The organism is Paenibacillus sp. CMM36, from assembly GCF_053570945.1.
The window spans coordinates 107714-126771 of sequence record NZ_JBSEDY010000004.1; the positions used below are offsets into that span (position 1 = coordinate 107714).

General features: G+C 34.2%; 41 protein-coding genes. All 41 read right to left on the reverse strand.

The genetic code is table 11. The annotated features are described in order from the left end of the window. Positions 1-43: 43 nt before the first annotated feature. The 41 genes from ACWA2B_RS10225 to ACWA2B_RS10425 all read right to left on the reverse strand — a co-directional run bounded on the left by ACWA2B_RS10225 (position 44) and on the right by ACWA2B_RS10425 (position 18382). Entirely contained in the window at positions 44-247 is a 204-nt protein-coding gene (locus ACWA2B_RS10225; RefSeq protein WP_449292050.1) for a hypothetical protein, read from the reverse strand. 41 nt (positions 248-288) lie between these two features. Continuing rightward, positions 289-558 carry a hypothetical protein gene (locus ACWA2B_RS10230; protein ID WP_449292051.1) on the reverse strand — a complete coding sequence of 90 codons (270 nt, stop codon included), beginning with the start codon at positions 556-558 and terminating at the stop codon, positions 289-291. 34 nt (positions 559-592) lie between these two features. Further along, on the reverse strand, positions 593-880 hold the full coding sequence (locus ACWA2B_RS10235; RefSeq protein ID WP_449292052.1) for a hypothetical protein: 288 nt from the start codon (positions 878-880) through the stop codon (positions 593-595). 31 nt (positions 881-911) lie between these two features. Further along, on the reverse strand, positions 912-1073 hold the full coding sequence (locus ACWA2B_RS10240; RefSeq protein ID WP_449292053.1) for a hypothetical protein: 162 nt from the start codon (positions 1071-1073) through the stop codon (positions 912-914). A gap of 40 nt (positions 1074-1113) precedes the next feature. Further along, on the reverse strand, positions 1114-1902 hold the full coding sequence (locus ACWA2B_RS10245) for a hypothetical protein (protein WP_449292054.1): 789 nt from the start codon (positions 1900-1902) through the stop codon (positions 1114-1116). Between the two features lie 327 nt (positions 1903-2229). Beyond that, positions 2230-2763, reverse strand: a complete 534-nt coding sequence (locus ACWA2B_RS10250) for an exonuclease domain-containing protein (protein ID WP_449292055.1) — start codon at positions 2761-2763, stop codon at positions 2230-2232. 32 nt (positions 2764-2795) lie between these two features. Then, positions 2796-3227 carry a hypothetical protein gene (locus ACWA2B_RS10255; protein WP_449292056.1) on the reverse strand — a complete coding sequence of 144 codons (432 nt, stop codon included), beginning with the start codon at positions 3225-3227 and terminating at the stop codon, positions 2796-2798. Positions 3228-3378: 151 nt separating this feature from the next. Beyond that, entirely contained in the window at positions 3379-3852 is a 474-nt protein-coding gene (locus tag ACWA2B_RS10260; protein WP_449292057.1) for a hypothetical protein, read from the reverse strand. 61 nt (positions 3853-3913) lie between these two features. Next, a complete protein-coding gene (locus tag ACWA2B_RS10265) occupies positions 3914-4093 on the reverse strand; it encodes a hypothetical protein (RefSeq protein ID WP_449292058.1) in 180 nt (59 codons plus the stop codon). 30 nt (positions 4094-4123) lie between these two features. Then, positions 4124-4765: a hypothetical protein gene (locus tag ACWA2B_RS10270; protein WP_449292059.1), complete on the reverse strand. Its 642-nt coding sequence runs from the start codon at positions 4763-4765 to the stop codon at positions 4124-4126. Between the two features lie 44 nt (positions 4766-4809). Continuing rightward, a complete protein-coding gene (locus ACWA2B_RS10275; RefSeq protein WP_449292060.1) occupies positions 4810-5031 on the reverse strand; it encodes a hypothetical protein in 222 nt (73 codons plus the stop codon). Positions 5032-5319: 288 nt separating this feature from the next. Beyond that, positions 5320-5703, reverse strand: coding sequence for a hypothetical protein (locus ACWA2B_RS10280; protein ID WP_449292061.1), 384 nt, complete (start codon positions 5701-5703; stop codon positions 5320-5322). Positions 5704-5757: 54 nt separating this feature from the next. After that, on the reverse strand, positions 5758-6042 hold the full coding sequence (locus ACWA2B_RS10285) for a hypothetical protein (RefSeq protein ID WP_449292062.1): 285 nt from the start codon (positions 6040-6042) through the stop codon (positions 5758-5760). Between the two features lie 36 nt (positions 6043-6078). Then, on the reverse strand, positions 6079-6252 hold the full coding sequence (locus ACWA2B_RS10290) for a hypothetical protein (RefSeq protein ID WP_449292063.1): 174 nt from the start codon (positions 6250-6252) through the stop codon (positions 6079-6081). Next, the gene (locus ACWA2B_RS10295; RefSeq protein WP_449292064.1) at positions 6242-6802 is read right to left on the reverse strand and encodes an HD domain-containing protein; all 561 of its coding nucleotides are present in this window, start codon (positions 6800-6802) and stop codon (positions 6242-6244) included. Before ACWA2B_RS10295 ends, ACWA2B_RS10290 begins: the two co-directional genes overlap by 11 nt. Positions 6803-6860: 58 nt before the next feature. Beyond that, positions 6861-7148: a hypothetical protein gene (locus ACWA2B_RS10300; RefSeq protein ID WP_449292065.1), complete on the reverse strand. Its 288-nt coding sequence runs from the start codon at positions 7146-7148 to the stop codon at positions 6861-6863. Positions 7149-7166: 18 nt separating this feature from the next. Beyond that, positions 7167-7856 carry an SLOG family protein gene (locus tag ACWA2B_RS10305; protein WP_449292066.1) on the reverse strand — a complete coding sequence of 230 codons (690 nt, stop codon included), beginning with the start codon at positions 7854-7856 and terminating at the stop codon, positions 7167-7169. Beyond that, a complete protein-coding gene (locus ACWA2B_RS10310; RefSeq protein ID WP_449292067.1) occupies positions 7844-8272 on the reverse strand; it encodes a hypothetical protein in 429 nt (142 codons plus the stop codon). Before ACWA2B_RS10310 ends, ACWA2B_RS10305 begins: the two co-directional genes overlap by 13 nt. Before the next feature lie 217 nt (positions 8273-8489). Further along, positions 8490-8747 (reverse strand): AbrB/MazE/SpoVT family DNA-binding domain-containing protein, encoded by a 258-nt coding sequence (locus ACWA2B_RS10315; protein ID WP_449292068.1) that lies wholly within the window; start codon positions 8745-8747, stop codon positions 8490-8492. 36 nt (positions 8748-8783) lie between these two features. After that, a complete protein-coding gene (locus tag ACWA2B_RS10320; protein ID WP_449292069.1) occupies positions 8784-9155 on the reverse strand; it encodes a hypothetical protein in 372 nt (123 codons plus the stop codon). 55 nt (positions 9156-9210) lie between these two features. Then, positions 9211-9432, reverse strand: coding sequence for a hypothetical protein (locus ACWA2B_RS10325; protein WP_449292070.1), 222 nt, complete (start codon positions 9430-9432; stop codon positions 9211-9213). A 41-nt stretch (positions 9433-9473) separates the two neighbouring features. Then, positions 9474-9851 carry a hypothetical protein gene (locus ACWA2B_RS10330; protein WP_449292071.1) on the reverse strand — a complete coding sequence of 126 codons (378 nt, stop codon included), beginning with the start codon at positions 9849-9851 and terminating at the stop codon, positions 9474-9476. A 522-nt stretch (positions 9852-10373) separates the two neighbouring features. Next, complete coding sequence (locus tag ACWA2B_RS10335; protein WP_449292072.1) at positions 10374-10739, reverse strand: hypothetical protein; 366 nt, start codon at positions 10737-10739, stop codon at positions 10374-10376. 37 nt (positions 10740-10776) lie between these two features. After that, positions 10777-11142, reverse strand: a complete 366-nt coding sequence (locus ACWA2B_RS10340) for a hypothetical protein (protein WP_449292073.1) — start codon at positions 11140-11142, stop codon at positions 10777-10779. Positions 11143-11152: 10 nt separating this feature from the next. Then, a complete protein-coding gene (locus tag ACWA2B_RS10345) occupies positions 11153-11398 on the reverse strand; it encodes a hypothetical protein (RefSeq protein ID WP_449292074.1) in 246 nt (81 codons plus the stop codon). 30 nt (positions 11399-11428) lie between these two features. Then, positions 11429-11608, reverse strand: coding sequence for a hypothetical protein (locus ACWA2B_RS10350; RefSeq protein WP_449292075.1), 180 nt, complete (start codon positions 11606-11608; stop codon positions 11429-11431). A 30-nt stretch (positions 11609-11638) separates the two neighbouring features. Continuing rightward, complete coding sequence (locus tag ACWA2B_RS10355) at positions 11639-11824, reverse strand: hypothetical protein (RefSeq protein WP_449292076.1); 186 nt, start codon at positions 11822-11824, stop codon at positions 11639-11641. 34 nt (positions 11825-11858) lie between these two features. Continuing rightward, complete coding sequence (locus ACWA2B_RS10360; RefSeq protein WP_449292077.1) at positions 11859-12080, reverse strand: hypothetical protein; 222 nt, start codon at positions 12078-12080, stop codon at positions 11859-11861. 150 nt (positions 12081-12230) lie between these two features. Continuing rightward, positions 12231-12743 carry a siphovirus Gp157 family protein gene (locus ACWA2B_RS10365; protein ID WP_449292078.1) on the reverse strand — a complete coding sequence of 171 codons (513 nt, stop codon included), beginning with the start codon at positions 12741-12743 and terminating at the stop codon, positions 12231-12233. 42 nt (positions 12744-12785) lie between these two features. Beyond that, positions 12786-13130, reverse strand: a complete 345-nt coding sequence (locus ACWA2B_RS10370) for a hypothetical protein (protein ID WP_449292079.1) — start codon at positions 13128-13130, stop codon at positions 12786-12788. 17 nt (positions 13131-13147) lie between these two features. Beyond that, complete coding sequence (locus ACWA2B_RS10375; RefSeq protein ID WP_449292080.1) at positions 13148-13420, reverse strand: hypothetical protein; 273 nt, start codon at positions 13418-13420, stop codon at positions 13148-13150. Continuing rightward, complete coding sequence (locus tag ACWA2B_RS10380) at positions 13410-14297, reverse strand: hypothetical protein (RefSeq protein ID WP_449292081.1); 888 nt, start codon at positions 14295-14297, stop codon at positions 13410-13412. Before ACWA2B_RS10380 ends, ACWA2B_RS10375 begins: the two co-directional genes overlap by 11 nt. Positions 14298-14324: 27 nt before the next feature. Next, positions 14325-14549: a hypothetical protein gene (locus tag ACWA2B_RS10385; protein ID WP_449292082.1), complete on the reverse strand. Its 225-nt coding sequence runs from the start codon at positions 14547-14549 to the stop codon at positions 14325-14327. An 8-nt stretch (positions 14550-14557) separates the two neighbouring features. Beyond that, complete coding sequence (locus ACWA2B_RS10390; protein ID WP_449292083.1) at positions 14558-14974, reverse strand: hypothetical protein; 417 nt, start codon at positions 14972-14974, stop codon at positions 14558-14560. Between the two features lie 36 nt (positions 14975-15010). Further along, positions 15011-15208, reverse strand: a complete 198-nt coding sequence (locus tag ACWA2B_RS10395; protein WP_449292084.1) for a hypothetical protein — start codon at positions 15206-15208, stop codon at positions 15011-15013. A gap of 5 nt (positions 15209-15213) precedes the next feature. Next, the gene (locus ACWA2B_RS10400; RefSeq protein WP_449292085.1) at positions 15214-15498 is read right to left on the reverse strand and encodes a hypothetical protein; all 285 of its coding nucleotides are present in this window, start codon (positions 15496-15498) and stop codon (positions 15214-15216) included. Positions 15499-15502: 4 nt separating this feature from the next. Further along, positions 15503-16279 carry a hypothetical protein gene (locus ACWA2B_RS10405; RefSeq protein WP_449292086.1) on the reverse strand — a complete coding sequence of 259 codons (777 nt, stop codon included), beginning with the start codon at positions 16277-16279 and terminating at the stop codon, positions 15503-15505. A gap of 59 nt (positions 16280-16338) precedes the next feature. Next, positions 16339-16959, reverse strand: a complete 621-nt coding sequence (locus tag ACWA2B_RS10410) for a hypothetical protein (RefSeq protein ID WP_449292087.1) — start codon at positions 16957-16959, stop codon at positions 16339-16341. Between the two features lie 11 nt (positions 16960-16970). Further along, the gene (locus ACWA2B_RS10415; protein ID WP_449292088.1) at positions 16971-17243 is read right to left on the reverse strand and encodes a hypothetical protein; all 273 of its coding nucleotides are present in this window, start codon (positions 17241-17243) and stop codon (positions 16971-16973) included. A 6-nt stretch (positions 17244-17249) separates the two neighbouring features. Next, a complete protein-coding gene (locus ACWA2B_RS10420) occupies positions 17250-17417 on the reverse strand; it encodes a hypothetical protein (protein ID WP_311078168.1) in 168 nt (55 codons plus the stop codon). Between the two features lie 200 nt (positions 17418-17617). Further along, a complete protein-coding gene (locus ACWA2B_RS10425) occupies positions 17618-18382 on the reverse strand; it encodes a DNA-methyltransferase (protein ID WP_449292089.1) in 765 nt (254 codons plus the stop codon). Positions 18383-19058: the final 676 nt, after the last annotated feature.

The window sequence follows — 19058 nt, forward strand, 5'->3', positions numbered from 1 at the left end:
TGCAGTCTCCTTGTTGTCGTGTACTTATCTACCCAAGGGAATTTTAAGTATTGATCCTAATACAATTGGGCTTGAAAAATCCTTTATTTTCAATTAAAAATTCCTCTAATCTGTTCAAGTCATAACGATTGCCAGATTCTTTGACCATTTCTACTAATTCTTCTCTTGTAAAGACACTTTCATGAGCCAATGGCTCTCCATTATCACCTTCATAAGAACCCTCCCACCAAAATTGATACAATTGCATTGGCATCCCCCATTTTTGATCAAAGTAAACTTTTATTCAAATTAGCACATTACCTTTACTTCTTTATGGATTTCTCGAAGCTCTTTGATCGCAGATTTAATCTTTCGTTTATCTACTTTTTCATGATAGTATTCAATATCATCTATTAGGTGTTCTTTGAGTTGCTCGTCAGTCATATCAAACAACTCTAATCCACTCCACTCATCCGACCAAATTGAGCCAATACACTGACGATTTTCAAATGTTGAAGAGGTGTCACCATTAATATCGTAGTAAAATTCCCAATACTTGTACTTTTTATTGATTTTCATTTTCCTGCCTCCATGATAATAGTAAAAAAAGATTTCATCTCTTCTCATAGCGAATCAACTTTTCAATCACATCAGTAAGCATCATTTTAAATTCCAAGGAACAGTTTTTTGCCAGCGAGAATTGTTCGTCTAGTTTCTTGTTATAAATTAGTTCGTTTATTTCCTTGACCAATAATGCATTTTTTCTCTTATCGTCAAATAATGGATTTGTTTTCAAAAGGCTGGGGACTCTGCTTATCAGTTCTAGTGAAAGTGCATCAAATAAATCCAGCAATTCAATGCTGCCATCTTTCTTTACCTTCACGGACAAAGTTTTGGTCAAGACTACACCCCATTTCTGTAAAAGAAAGATTTTAATTAAAATCTTTGCATAGCTCGTCTTCTTCTACTTCTTTTTCATGAATCATACAATGAAGCATATTATTTTCATCGCTGTGAGAATTGGAACAGCCCAAGCAATCAAAAAACTTATGATGGGGATACTCCTCTTTCAACAGTTCAATCAATCTATCCATTTTTCTAAACTCCATTCCCTATATTATAAAAAATCAACATTTATTCGATATCTTCAGAAGCTGCATAATAATCATCCATATCGTGGTCAATCAATTTCTTATCTGCCTCTTCGCGATCCACATCTAAATGATCTGATAAGATATTTACCAAATCATCTCTATCGGCAAGCTGACCACTTCGATAATTCCCACTCTCACTTATTTCAACAGCAATTTTAGCGATAGGCTCTTTTTTATATCCATACCATTTACACATCATATTGGCAACATCACCAGGATAGATTGGCTCATCTTCGTCACGATTGTTGTGTACACTAATTAATGTATTCGCAAGATCCTTTTTGAAATCATCTACATTTTTTCTATGATGTTTTAATCTAATAGTGATAATTGTATCTTCATTTCTTTCAATAATTTCAAAACGCTCTTCATCCTTTGCTTTCCATGCCTGCTTGGCAGCTAAGACAGCTTGCTCATCCCCATTATACCGTTGTCCTAACCCAACTCTAATCAATTCTCTGGCAAATCTTTTATCTGAGTCGTGCCAAGGCTGATTTGTAATATGTAAGTACCAATGGCAAAGTTCGTGGAGGAGAATTCTTTTTATATATCTAAGAGTGTACCTTTGGTTATTCTCATTGTTCAGAACAACAGTTTCTATTCCTGAGCAATAATACCCTGCGTAATTATCCCAATCTAGTTTTCTCTCTTTTGTTAGTTGACTATCTCGTGTTGCTAAACATATTTCAGGTATTTTATTCAAACCCCAATGTTTTTTTACAAGCTCTTTTGCTTGCTTGTTCAACCATTCCAAAGTTACTTCTGGCATTTCAATTGGCCTCCCATTTTTTATAAAAGGAAAAATTGATTCTATTGTTCTTTTGGTTTTATGTTTGCAAGGTAAACGATTAATGCTAGATAAAACAAAGAATATATCCATGCCAACATTGATCCTTCTCTCCATGGAGACACGTCATAAATAAAACTAAAAGGCAAAGCAAATACAACTATCAATAGAACAACAAAAACAAATTTTATAAACAATGTTTCTCTCCCCAATCTAATGGTGCCACGTAGAAAGAATAGAGCAACTAGAAATATAAGAACCTGAATCCAAGGCATTTTTTATATCACTCTTCCCGTAAAATACGATTTATCAAAACTTCAATTGGTCAAATATCTTAACAAAAATCCTTGAGATATTCTTTGCATCATCAATTCCTCTATGATGAGTACCCTCCAGTGGCAAATTAAGCATCTTTAACGCTCTCTCCATACCAACTCCACGATCATTACCAATCAATTTTCCATGTTGATGTTTAATGCTAATATGATTTCTAATCCATTCAGTTCTGATTTTATGTAACTCACAGTCCTTTTTCAGTTGACTCTTATCATAGAAACCCCAAGAACAAAGGTAGTAAGGTTCTCTACCAATCCATTCTTGAAATTTATAGATAGCTTGTGGAAAGTATGTTGCCGTATCAATATCTTTCTGTGAAATTGAAGTTAGATTCTTACAGAAGTCAGATAATTGTGGGTTCATTCTAGGTTTGATAAAAGTTTGGAATTCACCCACAATATCAAGCTTGTCGTTTACCTTCACAGCTCCAATTTCGATAATTTCATTCTGTTTTGATCGATCATTCTCCCAGCAAGTAGCCTCTAAATCAAAAATTATGTAGTTCATTTCCTAATCCTTTCTCACGTGAAATATTTGTTTTATAATGATTCGTTATAAATTTTTAGAAGAAAGGCTTTAAGTTTCTCCTCTAATTTCCCAGCTTTACGTAAAAATTCGAATTGTTTCTCTTCGTCTCCTCTAATTTTATAAATTTTAAATTGTTTATAGAATCCAGAAATTTCAGTCTTGTATAACTCATATAGATTTAATTCCGCTTCAGATAATTTATTAAGTTCAATGTGTACCCATACTCTAGCCTTCACTTCTTTAATTCCAAGTTCGTTGCTTAGATAGGCTCTATGATTGCCTCCATTAGCAACAACAAAATTCCCATCCAACGTTTTTATAAGTTTAAAATCCGTTGGAGATTCATCCTGCCAACCATTGTTTAAAATTTTCATTCTAAGTCTTTCTAATTTTACTTCTCTTAATTCGCGAGACAAACCTATAATCTTCTTAGGATCAATCAATTGAACACCTAGCTCAATTAATGCATACGTACTTGAATCATCATATTCTTCAAGTACGTCATCACTGTCAAGCCACTGCTTACTTATGTTAATCCACTCCTCTTATGTAATTTTCTCATTAAAACTCACATTTCATCAATCTTCATTAAGACTATTTCTCCAATTCTGATTTGCCAATCTCTTTCTCTAACAAAACATTTTTGCCATTTTCGGAATAAAGATATCCATTTTTTTGTAGCGTTCTGCTAATAGCCTCTAAAAAAGGGTTCGTTTTTTTAACTACAGCCAATATTAGTGTGGCTTTTGCATAATCACTCACCACTAAACTACTTACCTGTTCAATTAAGGAATTTAACATTCCTTTTCGACGATAATCTTTCCTAAAGCAAAATGAAATTTCTGCGATTTCTGCTTGATTCTCATAAAACATTTCGTCTTCTTCACATACTATCCATAAAAGACCAGCAACCTCACCATTAATTTTCAAATACCACCAATCTGCCCCCATTTGGTCATTTTCATCAGCATCAATGTTAAAAATACCATCTTCTACATCTTCCAATATACTTTTTATCTCTCCAGACCACGTTGGATTATCTATTTTTTCAATATCTATGTCATTCACCCTCCATATAAGCGTATCTACTTAAGTTTGACATTTATTTTGCCATAAAAGATTCGTTTTATCAGACTATCTTTATGTTCTCCGAAAAATATATTTCACAATCGCCATTCTCAAACTCTAATTCTACATTGCCTGCTGCTCTGTCAATCTGAATGACCAACCCTTCTTGCCCACTGTAATAACCCGTTAAAGGCCTTGCACTTACTCCTAAACCAACTTTCCTTCCAACATTGTCTTTCATTTTATTTACCCTCCTTGTGAAAGACTAATTTTATTGCGATAAATCTTTAACAATACACTGGTATCCGTCTGTTTCCAATAAACTTCTCATGCTTCCCGGCGTTGGCAGAGCATGAAGGGCGCCAACAACAATGATTGCCCAACCCAAGCGATGAGGACTGCATTCGTTGTTTATTACTTTATGAAAAGCAGCATCCCGACCTGAATCAATAGATGGGTTTGATTTTACAGAAACAGACTGAAAATTTCTAATCATCTTAGATAGCAGGGTTAAGAAATTTTCATTCCTATCGATTTCCTGCGCCCAATCTCTTAAGTTTTTAAACCTGTACTTGTAAAAATCTTCAACGGATGGATTACCAGCATTTCTTTCTTGATCCAACCATAAAATAGGCAGTTCTCCGAACACCTCTTTGTGAGCATCTCCTTCATATCCTAACGATAAAGTAATTGCTTCGATCTGTTTTTCAGTTAGAGACGACCATTCGCTTCGTACTCTTTTATCAAATTCCGCGCGCTGCTCTTTAACCAAGTTGAAATATTCCTCTTTCCATTCAGTAGCAACAAAATCTGGCGACATTTGTTCGTGTCGTGCAATGTCATTCATCCATTCGATAAGCTCTATTCTAGAAAGTGGATCATTATGATTAATGCCAGCGATATAAATTCGCACTAAATCACCTTCTTTTTATAAAAGTGTTATTTCATTTGCAGATATCAATCTTCATCGTAAACAATATCATCTTCTGAGGCATCAACATCTCTACCATTCTTTCGTAAAAAGTCTTCTGTTTCTCTAATCCGTATTATAATAGCATCGTCTTCATTTAGTTCTTTTCCCAATTGTTCTTTTATTCTACAAAGCATGTACAGCTCACTCTCTGCTGAGTCCAGTTGGCCTTCTAGATATCCCTTTTCAAAATCAGATTTTTTAGCCATACGTGCCACATCCCCTTATAAAATTATCTTTTCACTCTATAATCGATTCAAAATAAGCTTTAGCATTCTCTATGTTACATCTATCTTCATCTTCTAGTTCGCACTCAAGGTAATGTTCGCACGTATTGCTTGGTGCACATATTTTCTTATTTTTTCATTTTCTTTTACCATCTTGCTGCCACCTACCTCTGCATCATATTATACAACATTTTCCTATGTACGGCTGCAAATTCACTTGTTATCTATATAAATAATTTTATTATTTTTGTTTATTTAAGTCAAGCTGAATTATTCCAGCCTGACCAATTTATTCATATCAACTTCCATATAGGCAGCTATCCTCACCTCCACGTCTCTTCTAATCTTAGACCAAAGAAATCGCATGGTGTGAGTATATCCACGACATAGATACTCAGTTACCAAGTCTTTGTCTGACCTAACCCCATCAAACACCTTAATTCCTCGCTGCCTCATTTTTTGACGGACAACTTTTAAATCCATCAACACTCTACTTTGCAAGCCCTCTAGATACAACACGAACAATTCCTTCATTTTTAAGTCAGACTGTTTAATCTTCTTTAAGTTTAGCTCTAATACATCTAATACATAAGGTAGCTGTATAAAGTCAATTACAAGCTGAGTGTCTTCATTAGATGTTATACGATTACTCATAGCTGCACACACTCCTAGAACGTTTGTTCTTATAGTGTACAACTAACTAATTAACTATTCAATGGTGTCGTATTTAAACATATTTCTATCTGCCTCAATAAGAACTCTTTGTCCAACATATTCGCCATCTATGTATAATTCAAATTCATTACCCTTGTATTCAGCCAAGAGAGCATTTGAAGGAATGTTCCCGTAATTCCTTGTATACTCCTCTCCACTAGGCAACTCAAACCGAACAACAATTAGACTGTTCATATGATTTGTTTTAAGGTAAATTCTAAAAACAGTATCTGTTTTGGGTGGAAACTGATACTGAACATTAGTCTTCTGTTTTGCCATTATTATGTATTCTCCTATCTTGTTAAAACGATGCTTTTACAGATTCTTAGCTTTTAGGTACTCTTCTATCTCAATCATTAAATCCATTAACTCTTCATACTCTGCACCACTCATAGTGCTTTTTCCGCGATTCAATACAGTACATAATTCAAGATCTAGAGCACTTGTTACTTTATAAATCTGCTGAAGCAATTCCAAATCACTCTTCAATGCTCATTAGCTCCTTTAATGCCTTTTCATATTTCTTTATTCGCTCATAATCCTTCTTTGTTGGCTGCTTAATCCTACTCAAATCCATGTTATCTTCAATATCTGCAATTTTGACCGCTCGGGCTAACTCGTTTTGTTTACAACGTGCAATGAACTCCCAGTACGTTTCGTTCTCTTCTCTTGTTAAGGCAATAACTGCATCAATAATTTGACCTGTAAAATCTTCCGACAGTTTTTCTTCAGTCATAGTTGTGTCTTCTAAGATGTCATGCAGTACTGCCACAATTTGTTCTTCATTTGACTTCAAATTCATCATTACACGCAATGGATGTAAGATATATGGATTGCCACCCTTATCAAGTTGACCATTATGCATAGTTGAAGCAATTGAGATTGCTTTGTTTAAGTTGTTTACCATCTGAAAACAGTCCTCTCTGTACAAAACTGTGTCAATTAACAGCCAACCTTTTTTATAATATTGAGCGATATATTCATGTCCTAGTATCAATTCATCATAGTTATTATGCCACTTCGAATATACAACCTTCATTAACATCAACCTCCTTGTAATTCATTTCCTCTAAAAGCCCAATTTTATCAGTTTAGCATTATTGAATTACAACATAATAAACAGAAGTTACGCCTTTACGTTTTCTTTTTGGAATACTAAAAATTCTTAGTTTGCTTCCCGCAACTTCAACTCCATCTTCTATTTCGTTCAAGTTTATTCCAGAGCATATTTTGTTTAAATTTGTTTCTTCCATTAAATAGTCTTCTTTAATTCCATTCTTCACAAGCGTACAATCGGAAGCGCTTAGAAATTGAATGTCGCGATGCCCTTCGCTTTCTAAATTTTTGATCACAGTATCAACGTAATCCTGAACTTTCGTAATCATTATTATCATTCCTCCCGCTTATCCATTGAATCCATATAAAACATCCAACTCAAAATCATACTGGGGCTTTAATGTATACAGTGTCTTCCCCACTTTTCTTGCATATCTACAACAGTTACCAGTGCCACCCTTCGTTCCATCCCAAGCAGCGACAGTAATCCGTGATTTATCTACCATGTATTCATTTCTCTTTTGCATTTTCGCTACATGATAATCGCCAATCGGCACTCCCTCTACTCTATACAGTGGCAGCTCGTCTACATAAATAACCTCATCTGCTAAATTAATCATCTTTTGATACCAAGTCTGAGCTTTGCTATCTGTCCATTTACATGCTTGGTTCTTAAATGGAACGGCAACAACATTCTTGATTTGTGGATAGTATGTATTCCTTAATCTCTGAACAGTCCAGAAAGCGATTTGATCAAAGCCAATTGCTCCGCCAGAAATAAAGTGCTCAATACTTTCTTTCTCAATTAAGTCAATCAGAATTGGTTCAAGCTTCTTGTTTATGTATTTTGATTTTTCATCGTGTAGACTATAACAGTTACCAAGTTTATTTGGTCGGTGGCCTGTAAAACAAACTGTTTTCTTTTCGAACTCCTCTTTAATTCTGTTTTCTTCTTTTTGCTTATTAATACTCTCTTCTATTTCTTTTCTGCCTTCAGGAGAATTTAAATACTTGAAGTCAATCATTAATCCCACCATCCTTGAGATTTCTCCCCAATAATTCTAAAGGAATTCCATAAGTCTTCAGTAGTTCTTTTCTCTGCTTTGTCAGTTTCAGTCATCCACTTAATATATCTAGGATTTTCTCTATCTACTTCAAATCTACCACTTTTTACGCTCATAAATTCTTCTGTATTGATATCAACTAGACAATGGTGTTCGTCGGTGATGACTCTGCCCATCATTTCTCTAACCTCTTGTATCTCTTTTGCGACTTGTGGAGCTTCGACACTAAAAGTATACTTGCTCTCAAAAAACTCTTCCATGCTTTCTAGTTTCTTATGTACTATTTTATACAAATAAGCTTGATCGAAATCGCGATCATTCCATATAACAGGAAACCATTTTACTAAATTAGAAACACCATCTCGTATTCCTCTGAAAATATTTCTCATTAATTACATCTCCTTCTTTATGGAAACTGGTGAAACAATGAAGCAACGACGAAATATGCAAGCGACATGTAATAATATTGTTTAACACTAATCACGGTCTTATTGATTTTAGCCAACCATTTGATTGGGTAGTATAGAATAAGCATTATTATTGCCATACTTGTTGCTGTTATTAGATAATTAGTGATCATAAACTTACTCCTTAACCTAAAACTATTCAGATTTTAAAATCATACTCGTGTGCTACCATCTTATCTGTCAGATGGGGATTCCTAAACTTAAATGACTCCCAAATATTTTTATAATCAATTTCTTCAACATTGTATTTCTTTATGACGATTTGTTCTAGTTCTGTATCTATAAATAACTCAAGCGGATCTCCTTCGCCTATATTCATAAGACTCCTCATTTCTTTCGGGATAACAATCCGACCAAGATCGTCTGTTCTTCTAACCATACTGACAATTCTTTTCAATTTTTATACTCCCTTTTATTTGGTCAAATGTTCATTTTATACTAATCCAAAATTGAATCTAGCCATAAGAAACATATTGATAACTTCATTCATTCTTAAGTTGAAGTATTCTCCTGTGCTATCCCACCACTCCGTAGGTTTTTCTAACAAGCTCATACTGTACCAATCAACAAGTGATACAAAATCAGTGATCTTTCCATCTCTTCCTCTGTTGGTGTGGTATTCTACAATTCTTCTTTGAATATCATCAATCAAGTTCGGATAATGGATTACAATTTTCTCAAATCCTTCGCTTAGTTTCTTAATAACAATCTCTTTCGTGCTCTTATCGTTCATGGCAGCTTTTAAAGCTGGGTCAATAGCCGTAATCTTGTTAACTAACTGTTCTGAAGCAATATTCTTATCCATAGTAATCCTCCAATAAATTTGATTTTTTATTTTTTAAGTAAAGTATGTATTTTACTTAAATACAAACTTTATCATTTAACGTCCTGCCGCATACAGGACAAAAGTTTATCTTAACCCCATATAAAGAAAACTTAGCATTCCAGTCTCCAATCTCACTGTCTTCCAAATAATTGCAACTATTTATAAATACTGAATAATCTCCTTTGCCGCTGTTCATTAAAGGTTTTCTGCCCACCAATGGCATACCACTACAATATCCGCAAACTTCTACATTCAATTCAAACACCTCCTAGAATTCTAGTATATGTATATTTATTTTTACTCCTGAAAGATGTGCTTATTATTAACCCAATGTCCCATGATTGCTCTATCGCTTTCAATCTCATTCAAACAATCCTTAACCCTAAGTGCTTCTTCGTAATTAGAAGTGGCTGAAAATACAATCCCACTTCTACCCTGAACAACATAAATGGTTTGCTGCTTATTTGAATCTTCGTTTATTTTAGGATATTCGTATCCCTCAATAATATACTTAGCCAATTGATATGTACTAACATCATTTAATGGAATGCATTCATTACTCCATCTGTCAAAGTGTTTTGGTACATCTAGAACCCCTTCTATAGTGAATTCTTCTATAGCCGCATCTAAAGCTAAACCTAATTCTCTTGTTACAGTATGCTTAATTCTAAACATCTCCCTTGCTCTTTTTTCTTCTATTTACTCCACTTTGCTCACATTTAAAGCGCATAAAACACGCATTTTATAAAGTTTTAATTGTTTCCTCTACCCATTTATAAAGCAGCTCTGTACGTTGTTCCTCTAAAAAGCCCATCTCTTTATCATCAAACTCAAGAGTTTCAAAATTCATATTGTTTAGATTGAGTATCTGGTAGTTTTCACTATATGGATAGCCATTCGTTTGGTATTTAGATTTGAAATCAACAATATTCGTGAATTCAAATAAAAATCTTTCATCCCACCACTTGGATAACAATTAAAATACTCAAACAACAAGTACTTAATCATTTAAACCGCCCCTTCTTGCTTCTTAGGAATAAAAACCCATATACCATTCCCACAAAAGTGGGCATAAACAAAATCATACTTTCAATAAGCCAATGACTGAACGGCATTTTTAAAGGTGGACTGCATAACAATAGAAGCTCAATAAACAATGCCACCAATAGCATTAACCCGGTTGCTTGTAACCACCACTTAAATAACCACATCTGTCATACCACATTTTCTATAAATCACTCTAAGTTTCTCTCTGACTTCTATGTATGCCGCGTTTACTTCTTGTATTTCACCTTCGACGTTCACCACTTCATTAATCGCATCTTGCATAAGCAACGCTTCTCTCCATGCTTTGTGTTTTTTAAAGTATTCGTAGTTGTAAGTGTATGAATGACCATAACGATCAGTTGGACTAATTAATTTATTTAATTCGGCATATAACTCTTCCAGCTTATTAGCGCATCTCTGCAATTCGTTGTCTAAACGTTCATGCACTTGTTGCAACTCTATAAACTCCTGAGTTTTATTATTTCTGATAATTTCAATTGGCACACTTATAGTCATAAAATTTTCTCTCCTTTATCTATGAAGCTTACCATCACTAACTCTTCAACAAAGATAAATCATACCCAGACTCAATAAATCGAAATGTCTTATTTCTGTTGCAATCGTTACCCAAATATGTATATATCTCTTCCATATCGTCATCTGTAAAATTAGTTTCTAAATAGTCATTGATAATTGCCCTAAATCGCTTCTGCCAATACTTACTTACTCCCTTGCAACTTGGTCGTGATACCCATGCCAAAACTTTTCTTTTGATGTCCAACTCTGTCTCTACATCTCCAAGAAGAATATAATAATTATTCTTGGGTTCGATTACTAATTCAAACTTGGAATTGATAAAACAATTAGGTGAATAACGCTCGACAACTCTCATGAATTTTTGAATTTCAACTAGATTCATATCATTCTCCTTATTTACCAAAACAATCGTTAGTGCTCTCACGGATTCTTTTAATTAAATCTACGCCCTTTTCTTCGTCCCATTGATTTAAATAAATACACTTCCAACCCAAGAAGTATTTTTTCTTCTGGTATATTTTTAGTTTTTGAACAAGTTTGTAGTAAGTCATCCCATTTTCCCTGCTTGTATTAACTCTGACTTCATCAATTTTTATCATGAATCGTTTACCATCTTCGTTCCAGTATTTTTTATACATTAATTTCCTCCTACTTATGAAACGCGCCTTTTACTGAAACAGTTTTATGAACTCCTCTTTCTTTGCGCTTGCTGCCTTCTCCAATTTACTAATTTCAGAATTTCTTCCCCAAGATGATAACACAGTAGTCATCGCGCTCGTTTCTTTATCCACTTGATCGTTAAACATTTTTATTATTTTCTTATATTGAGCCTCTGATATTTTTCTCATTGTTCAACTCCTTATGAAACAGACCTTTTATCAACCGTTTTTAATTAAGTTTACTTTATTATCAATAAATTCAATCGTTCTCTCAAATGCTGAATAATCTAAGTTGTTCATTGTTTCTTCTTGTAACTCAAGTAAAGTTTCCTTAACGGCTTTGTAGTGTTGAAGAATCATTCTCTTTTCGTTGGCTTGTAATTTATTATCATCGAAGCGTCCCATATCCAATCCTCTCCTTTCTTTGGCAATTAGACAATTATCCATTATCTTCAGTCTTTAAAGAATTGACTTGATTTTGTAACTGACTAATTCTTCTCTCTCTGCTACCCAAAGCAATCGTAAAGTTAATTCTATCAGTAAACATGCCGCCCATTAACGTGCCTTCTACAAAATCTAGTGCATCTTCACAACTGATTGGCAAATGACTGGCAATATACTCGGCTAATTCCTTATTGTCTTTGCACATTTCACTGTTCAATTCAGTAAATTCTCCCTTCTTAATAAAAGAACTCTTTTAAAGTATGTATCTTTCCATAAGTCAATTATAACACCCGTCTTATTATATATCAATATATTTCATTATTTTTGTTTGTTAAAATAAAAAACCTCCATAATAGGAGGCTTTGCACTAACTAATACGCAAATGCTTTTTATCTGTCACTAATTCAACACCTTCAACAACTTCACCCTGTTTTACGGCAGCCAATAACCCCTTGGTATCAATCTTATCGGGTTGCGGAATTCTGTATGTATTAGGAATAGCTTTTTCATTCACAATATTAATGGATGGAGGATTCTTTTGTAGTCTAACCTTAAATAGACCTGCGTCTATCTTGTCAATCTTATTTACTTCTAATACAGCTTGAGTATAGCTCTTTAATCCTTCTACTTTGTTCTGAAGGTATTTGCGTTTTTTAGCTAATCGATCCTCTTCTTCTTTTAAGGCTTTGATGTCTCCTTCGATGTTTTTCATGAACTTGGCGATATTCTCTGCCTTGTTACTCAGCTCATCTTCAATAGATTCTAGCGTCTCAATGTACAGTTGCAAATCATCTTCAGTTAAATCGTCATTGTCCCAAGCTGAATCTACAAAATTGTTAAATAATCTATATTGTTCTCCAAGCTCATATAACTTACTCATTCTATCTCATCCTTCTATATGTATTATGATAAAATCTATGTTTTACTCAGACCATTCAATCTCATTATTTTTATACTTCAACATTCCAACATTTAGCTTCTGAATCAAATCATTGACAACACATTGATGTTCATCAACACTTGTCACCTTTTCTGCATCCTTCAGTTCCAATGAACACATTTCAATCAAATTCTCCAAATGAGCCAGTTTATCTTCGAATTTCAGGCCATAGGAGAAAAAGCGTTTATCTTTGATGATTGTCCATTCTTTATCATCTTCATCGAAGTAAATCAATATTTCAGTGTTTAGATGGTCGCCGTCTTGAAGAATATCTTTTACGATATTGCTTACCTCTTCCTTGTCACTGGTGCATCTTTGATAACTCATTTATTTCTCCCGTTCTCTTATGTATTTGATTCGGGTACTGGAACCCACTTCATTACTTTTACTTCTTTTAGTTCAACTTCGTCACAATCAACGTCTTCTTCATACTCCCACGGACTCTCATCTTGCATTTCTGTGGCTCCCTCAGAATAATGAGTCTGATAGAACTTACCCTGATGTTCGAATATAATGCTATGATGAATACTCCAGCGAGATGTATCTATGATTTCATCGACCAAGGCAGTATCTGGCAAGTTCAATTCATTTATCAGATAATTCTTTTTAAACTTCATAATTGATCACTCCATATCCCTTACAATGTTCACACTCAATCAATGGTCTATTGATTACTTCCATAAGTTCGTCCAAAAATTTTTGAATATTCATCTTCAAATCTTCTTCGTTTTTACCTGCAAATGGCTCAATAACAGGATATCTATCATATGGTTTAGGAGAAGCCTCATATACTTTAACTGTTCTAGTTCTTGTATGTCTTGTCTCATATTTTGGTTTGCGCTTTCCTACATTAACTCTATATTCTTCTGGTTCATGTTCGATATTTTTGCTGACAGTAAAACAAAAGTCATAGTCGCTTGTAATGGTTGCCCATCTAGGATTAATATTTGCTTTTATGTATTTGCGAACAATATTGTAGCTTTCTTGTCTAGATAGTGTACATGGACGAGTTGATAATAACACGGGATGTGTAATGATTTGATCTAAAACTGAGTGTTGCAGGTTGTAGTCACTTCGAACAATTTCAAAATCTAAGTCTTCTGCAATGACATTCAACTCAAACTCTACTCTTACTAGTTTGGGGTCAGTCAATTCATATTTTAGTTCATACAGACCATAAACTGACTCATACTGTCCTTCTTCACTAAAATCTGATGATTGAAGTACTTTGGGCAATCCGGTACTATAATGTGCTTCTTTAAGTTCATATCTAGAGTTGATTCGTTCACCAGATAATTTCTTCTGAATTAACATTGGAACTTCCTTAACCTCAAACCAATCATTTCTAAATGTCGAGACAGGATCTGCATTATCAAAAATAAGATTCTTAATTTTTGTAGAATGGTATGAGTTGTTTTCAATATTATCTGAGATATAGACCTTATCTTTCGTTTTAATTGCAATAAGTTTTAGTTTTACATTTGATTTATCCAATTACACATCTCCTCTTCTTTATGGAATTTACATTTGGTCATCATCTTCATAATTATGTGGATTTATAAGATAGTCCTCAACAATATCTTTAAGTTGCTGAATTTTATCTTTTATTATTTCTTCTGAATCCTCAAAACTTGATATGAGTTCAAATCCAGTTGGAGTATAAATTGTATAATATAATGTATTCCAACCACCCAAGGACTTTTCGCGTGTTGCTTCTAACTTAAATCCTTTATAGTTAACTTTCATTATATTATCTATTCCTTCCACTCAAGAGCTATGCAGCCATAATAATTACTTCCTGTCAAAGAGTGTCCGTCTGGAACGCTTGACTTTAACTTTGAAATGGCATCCTCAGGATCATTCAATTTAACTGCTTGGTCATAAACTGTGAAATGCACCTTTTTTGAAATTGAAGCTTCACTTGGTTTGTAACTACCTACTTTTTTGCAAGCAAGACGGTAATAACTCTGATTGCCATATTTCTTTATGCCATCGAATAAGTTACCTTGATATGTACCCAAATGCTTTGTACTTCGTCCTTCACAATCTCCTTCTGTTGAAAATTCCCAAATACCATTAACATCGAAATGTTCTGACTCCATTGCTTTTAATAGGGCGGCTTTTTCCTCTACTTCTTTACGCAGCCTATCCATTTCTTCGTATATAGTCATTACAACCCTCCTTTCAGTAAAAGTCCTCTTTTACAACTATCTAATAATTTTATTGTTATGATCTATCGCTTCTTTTGTTTTTTTGAGTGCATGTATAAACTCATTAATATTTTCCACAAAAGAAACAACAACGTTTTTTCTGCTTTTGTCTAACAGTATGAACTCTTCATTATTGATAAATACCAAGTAATTTTCCGTTTCCACTTTGTCCCATTTCACATTATCAAAGTTCATTAGCATTACCCCCTCTTTGTGTTCAATACTATAGTATATTCAGCGCGCGCGTATTCATCAATCGAAGTAACTATGCTATTTACATACATCTTAATCCATACATTGTTACCTACTTGATAATTAATGTAGCCGGAATTAAGCAATAAAGTAATTTCTTCTTCTGACAATTCAAGTGTCCTATCTTTTTTCCAATCATAACCGCTGCTACAATCATGATACTCAAAATTTATCTTCAATATTAATCTCTCCTTTTCTGTATCGTGATTAAATTGCGATTTCGTTACCTTCATTAAGTCAAAACTTTCCTTTGTTTTTCAACAACTCACTTTCGATTTCCCTTTTCCCTTTTCCCAACAAGAGCAATGCCGAAACTGTCTTTTCGGCCTTAACAACTCTTTTCAAATCTTCAGTACTCAAGTAGTCCCTAAGAGGCTCATTCTTATCTATCCCATACATTTCTCTCAGACCTTTTGTATTTGTATCAAATAACAGTTTGTATACCATATCAGTTAGCACACTGTACGCAATTCCTTTTTTCATTGAACCAATATAAAAGTCTCTGATTGCATCTGTTAATTGTTTTCTTTCACGTCGCGCTATCTCTCTTTCGACAGCCCACTGTTTTTGTTCTTTTTCAGTAATCTCTTCTACATTAAGAAGGTAATGACGGATAGCTTTTGCAACTTCAGATTTAGTGAGAAGCATACCGACTCTGAGCAAACCTCGTCTATTCACTACTGTCAAATTTCGAGTATTGGAATCAATAATCTGGCGAAGTTCAAGATGGACGTCACGAAATTCTTTTAAGCTTTTCCCTTTCAGTACTCTCAATTCTGCATACTCGTTAAATTCGTCTCTGTGACGTTTAATGATCGACATTACCGCTTCATATCCGACCTCGTAGTAATTAGCTATCATATCAATTGTTAGCTCAAATGTTCCTGGTAGCATTGACACTTGCTTGACCTTATCTAGCACACTATCTTTAAAAACAAGCTCGTCACGCATTGTTTTACTCTCTGTCAAAATCATTTCATTACGATCATTAATCTCAAAATCAATTTGATCCATACTTCTCTCTTCACAACCCTTTTTTAGTATTTTTCAATAAAATTCTTATTTGATAATCTTTACCCTTTTTCAATTTCTATTTCTCCAGTTCTTTCTTTAAAAGAAACACAATCAAAACATTTGGAATTGCCATTGCGAGTGGCCTTACCCTCACTGTCTCCAAAGGAATAATTACAACAATGGCTCCCCCTGCTTCCATCTTCATACTCATAAATTATTACCTTATCGCATATTGGAAATCTTTCTTGGTAGGCCTGAATCTGGCGAGGGGAGTACATTCCATATTCTTCATACTCCTCATCCGTCAATTCGCCTCTTGCTTCACGAATCCAAATTTCTGTCGATAAATATGTATTAGAACCACTATTATGAACTTTCTCTTGTCCTTCTATCGTAAATGTATCTATAAATCCATACAAACAATCATCACAAATTGTAAATTCAACATCGCATCCATCTAATGAACTACCATATCCCACTCTTCCAAGATTAATTGTGTGCCATTGCTCTTGATAACTAAATGCCCGATCATCTTTTTCATTCCAAGTTTCTGTTTTTCCACATTTATAGCACCATCTTGTCTCTTCTGTGCAACAATTTGTTTCGTGGGTAGCGCAAATTCCTTCATCTGTAAAAACCTCTTCACATTTTTCACATTGAAACTGTTGATTTATTTTCATTAAACCACTTCCTATGTATTTTTAGTTGCTATTGCCCTCATTCTATCGGCAGCAGCTTGTCTTTGTTCAGGTGTCCAGTTACGTCCATTACTCTTAGCACGAAATGATACCTGTCCATAATCACCCTTGAAGTAGTGACCGCCATCTGCATCGACTCGAAGCAACTCTAAGCCAGCCTTTTTGATTTTTGTAATGGTTTTAGGCGAGCAACTGTACACTTCCCACTCATTTGTTTCATCGTTGCACACGCATACCGTTTCCCTTTCAACTGCTGTATAACTCAATCAGTATCAGTTCCCTTCTAAATTATATTGTTCTGCAAGTACATACATTTTGTCGTCCACAGGATCATAACCACCTAGAATTTTGACTCCTTTAGCTTCCTCAACTCGTATGTATAAAGTCTTACCGTCTAAATCACCCCATTCAAAAATGGGAATATCTTTAAACCAATTCATAAGTTATTCCTTCTTTGTGTTGAAGCTAACACTATTTTTATTTTTAAAATATTCTTTTCCTGAAATCTCTCTTTTTGTTGCCTTTCCGCATCTCAAACATCTGCTCACCGATCCAGACTCGAAAATATCCTCGCCACATCTAGTACATTTTTCTTTCAACTTATTTCTCCTATTCTTAATAAAAGTTTCATTTTACTTAATTACTCTGTTACATATGCACTCAGTCTTTCGTCAATGATCTCTATATATTCTTCTGATATCTCAAATCCTATGTATTTTCTGTTGTTCAATAATGCCATCTTAGCTACAGTACCACTTCCCATGAATGGGTCTAAAACAACATCCCCTTCATTGCTCCAACTAAGAATGTGATCTTCTGCCAACTTTTCAGGAAAGATTGCTGGATGCTTGAATGCTACTTTATCTAAAGTTGATTTTTGATGCCCGTTTGCTATTCTCCATATGTTATATCTGACTCCGTATTCCTTAAGCAAGTTTTGTTTATTATGTCTGACCTGTTCGCCATCGGCATTTCTATAATGTCCCTTAATATGCTTTTTTCCGTTGTACCACTTATTCTTTCTATCAGAAATTAAATTTGTCGTTTTAGGCTTTCCCTTTGAGAAAATAAACATATACTCAAAAATCTGATAATAGCGATTAGTTTCAGGGAAGCTAATACTATCTTTTTCGTAAATCATTGTATCGTGCAGATTGAATCCTATTTCTTTAAAGAATAAAGCCTGCTTAAAACTTGTTCCGGTTTCACTACCCTTGTCGGTTTTATCACCAACTACCCACACCAAAACTCCACCATCTGCTGTCACCCTGTAAAGCTCACGAGCAATTTCTTCAAACTCGAATGAGTAACCTTTGTATTTTCTTAGATCATCATAAGGAGGCGAAGTAACGGTTAATGGAATTGTTCCGTCTGGGATAAGTTTCATTCCTTGAAGACAATCCATCTTGTATATCTTATTGCACACTAGCAATTAATCACTCCTTTGGATGCATAGATAAAATGCTGATTTCATTAGATCTAAGAACAAACTTTGAACACGTTACCGTCATACTCAATGACTTTTCCAACTAATCCCCGACATTCATCCCATGTATCAAGTTTTTTATTTACTATGTTTCCACATGAGTCAGTTAAAACCAAATCCCATGTGTATTCAAACCATGAACCATGATAATGGTAGGTATCGACATGATTTGCTTTGGTTACTGTATAGACTTCCTTTAATTTCTTTTGAGGTATGTAACTTGGTGGACACTTTCTGTCCACATAAGCACCATCATATGTACACATAGCTTCATTCCTTTCTTGATCAAAGATCGATTTTACTTGCTTACATATGGTGCATCCTCAAAATATTTTTTTCAATTTCAGTCAGTTTAATCTGTTGTTGTGTAGGTAGCATTGAAATAACTTCTAGTAACATTTCATATTTATGTATAAGTCTAATTCTGTCAATGCATTCATGTTCACGATATGCACAACTTGAATCACCGTAGAGTCGCTCATAATATCTATACTTTTCATTAGCTAAGTAATATAAATAATCGTACACTTACTCACCCCTAATCACTAAAGTCACCTTTATCGTAACATTCTCGAAATTTTGTTCTCAATTATTC

Coding starts and splice junctions, on each gene's coding strand:
- ACWA2B_RS10340 (WP_449292073.1), bottom strand. CDS start 11,142: ATGAATCTAGTTGAAATTCAAAAATTCATGAGAGTTGTCGAGCGTTAT.
- ACWA2B_RS10320 (WP_449292069.1), bottom strand. CDS start 9,155: ATGGATAAGAATATTGCTTCAGAACAGTTAGTTAACAAGATTACGGCT.
- ACWA2B_RS10355 (WP_449292076.1), bottom strand. CDS start 11,824: ATGGGACGCTTCGATGATAATAAATTACAAGCCAACGAAAAGAGAATG.
- ACWA2B_RS10375 (WP_449292080.1), bottom strand. CDS start 13,420: ATGAAGTTTAAAAAGAATTATCTGATAAATGAATTGAACTTGCCAGAT.
- ACWA2B_RS10335 (WP_449292072.1), bottom strand. CDS start 10,739: ATGACTATAAGTGTGCCAATTGAAATTATCAGAAATAATAAAACTCAG.
- ACWA2B_RS10240 (WP_449292053.1), bottom strand. CDS start 1,073: ATGGATAGATTGATTGAACTGTTGAAAGAGGAGTATCCCCATCATAAG.
- ACWA2B_RS10230 (WP_449292051.1), bottom strand. CDS start 558: ATGAAAATCAATAAAAAGTACAAGTATTGGGAATTTTACTACGATATT.
- ACWA2B_RS10365 (WP_449292078.1), bottom strand. CDS start 12,743: ATGAGTAAGTTATATGAGCTTGGAGAACAATATAGATTATTTAACAAT.
- ACWA2B_RS10295 (WP_449292064.1), bottom strand. CDS start 6,802: ATGAAGGTTGTATATTCGAAGTGGCATAATAACTATGATGAATTGATA.
- ACWA2B_RS10280 (WP_449292061.1), bottom strand. CDS start 5,703: ATGAGTAATCGTATAACATCTAATGAAGACACTCAGCTTGTAATTGAC.
- ACWA2B_RS10410 (WP_449292087.1), bottom strand. CDS start 16,959: ATGAAAATAAATCAACAGTTTCAATGTGAAAAATGTGAAGAGGTTTTT.
- ACWA2B_RS10250 (WP_449292055.1), bottom strand. CDS start 2,763: ATGAACTACATAATTTTTGATTTAGAGGCTACTTGCTGGGAGAATGAT.
- ACWA2B_RS10345 (WP_449292074.1), bottom strand. CDS start 11,398: ATGTATAAAAAATACTGGAACGAAGATGGTAAACGATTCATGATAAAA.
- ACWA2B_RS10385 (WP_449292082.1), bottom strand. CDS start 14,549: ATGAAAGTTAACTATAAAGGATTTAAGTTAGAAGCAACACGCGAAAAG.
- ACWA2B_RS10225 (WP_449292050.1), bottom strand. CDS start 247: ATGCAATTGTATCAATTTTGGTGGGAGGGTTCTTATGAAGGTGATAAT.
- ACWA2B_RS10370 (WP_449292079.1), bottom strand. CDS start 13,130: ATGAGTTATCAAAGATGCACCAGTGACAAGGAAGAGGTAAGCAATATC.
- ACWA2B_RS10330 (WP_449292071.1), bottom strand. CDS start 9,851: ATGTTTAGAATTAAGCATACTGTAACAAGAGAATTAGGTTTAGCTTTA.
- ACWA2B_RS10425 (WP_449292089.1), bottom strand. CDS start 18,382: ATGGATTGTCTTCAAGGAATGAAACTTATCCCAGACGGAACAATTCCA.
- ACWA2B_RS10400 (WP_449292085.1), bottom strand. CDS start 15,498: ATGAAGGTAACGAAATCGCAATTTAATCACGATACAGAAAAGGAGAGA.
- ACWA2B_RS10300 (WP_449292065.1), bottom strand. CDS start 7,148: ATGATTACGAAAGTTCAGGATTACGTTGATACTGTGATCAAAAATTTA.
- ACWA2B_RS10390 (WP_449292083.1), bottom strand. CDS start 14,974: ATGACTATATACGAAGAAATGGATAGGCTGCGTAAAGAAGTAGAGGAA.
- ACWA2B_RS10285 (WP_449292062.1), bottom strand. CDS start 6,042: ATGGCAAAACAGAAGACTAATGTTCAGTATCAGTTTCCACCCAAAACA.
- ACWA2B_RS10245 (WP_449292054.1), bottom strand. CDS start 1,902: ATGCCAGAAGTAACTTTGGAATGGTTGAACAAGCAAGCAAAAGAGCTT.
- ACWA2B_RS10395 (WP_449292084.1), bottom strand. CDS start 15,208: ATGAACTTTGATAATGTGAAATGGGACAAAGTGGAAACGGAAAATTAC.
- ACWA2B_RS10405 (WP_449292086.1), bottom strand. CDS start 16,279: ATGGATCAAATTGATTTTGAGATTAATGATCGTAATGAAATGATTTTG.
- ACWA2B_RS10350 (WP_449292075.1), bottom strand. CDS start 11,608: ATGAGAAAAATATCAGAGGCTCAATATAAGAAAATAATAAAAATGTTT.
- ACWA2B_RS10310 (WP_449292067.1), bottom strand. CDS start 8,272: ATGAGAAATATTTTCAGAGGAATACGAGATGGTGTTTCTAATTTAGTA.
- ACWA2B_RS10305 (WP_449292066.1), bottom strand. CDS start 7,856: ATGGTGGGATTAATGATTGACTTCAAGTATTTAAATTCTCCTGAAGGC.
- ACWA2B_RS10420 (WP_311078168.1), bottom strand. CDS start 17,417: ATGAATTGGTTTAAAGATATTCCCATTTTTGAATGGGGTGATTTAGAC.
- ACWA2B_RS10265 (WP_449292058.1), bottom strand. CDS start 4,093: ATGAAAGACAATGTTGGAAGGAAAGTTGGTTTAGGAGTAAGTGCAAGG.
- ACWA2B_RS10275 (WP_449292060.1), bottom strand. CDS start 5,031: ATGGCTAAAAAATCTGATTTTGAAAAGGGATATCTAGAAGGCCAACTG.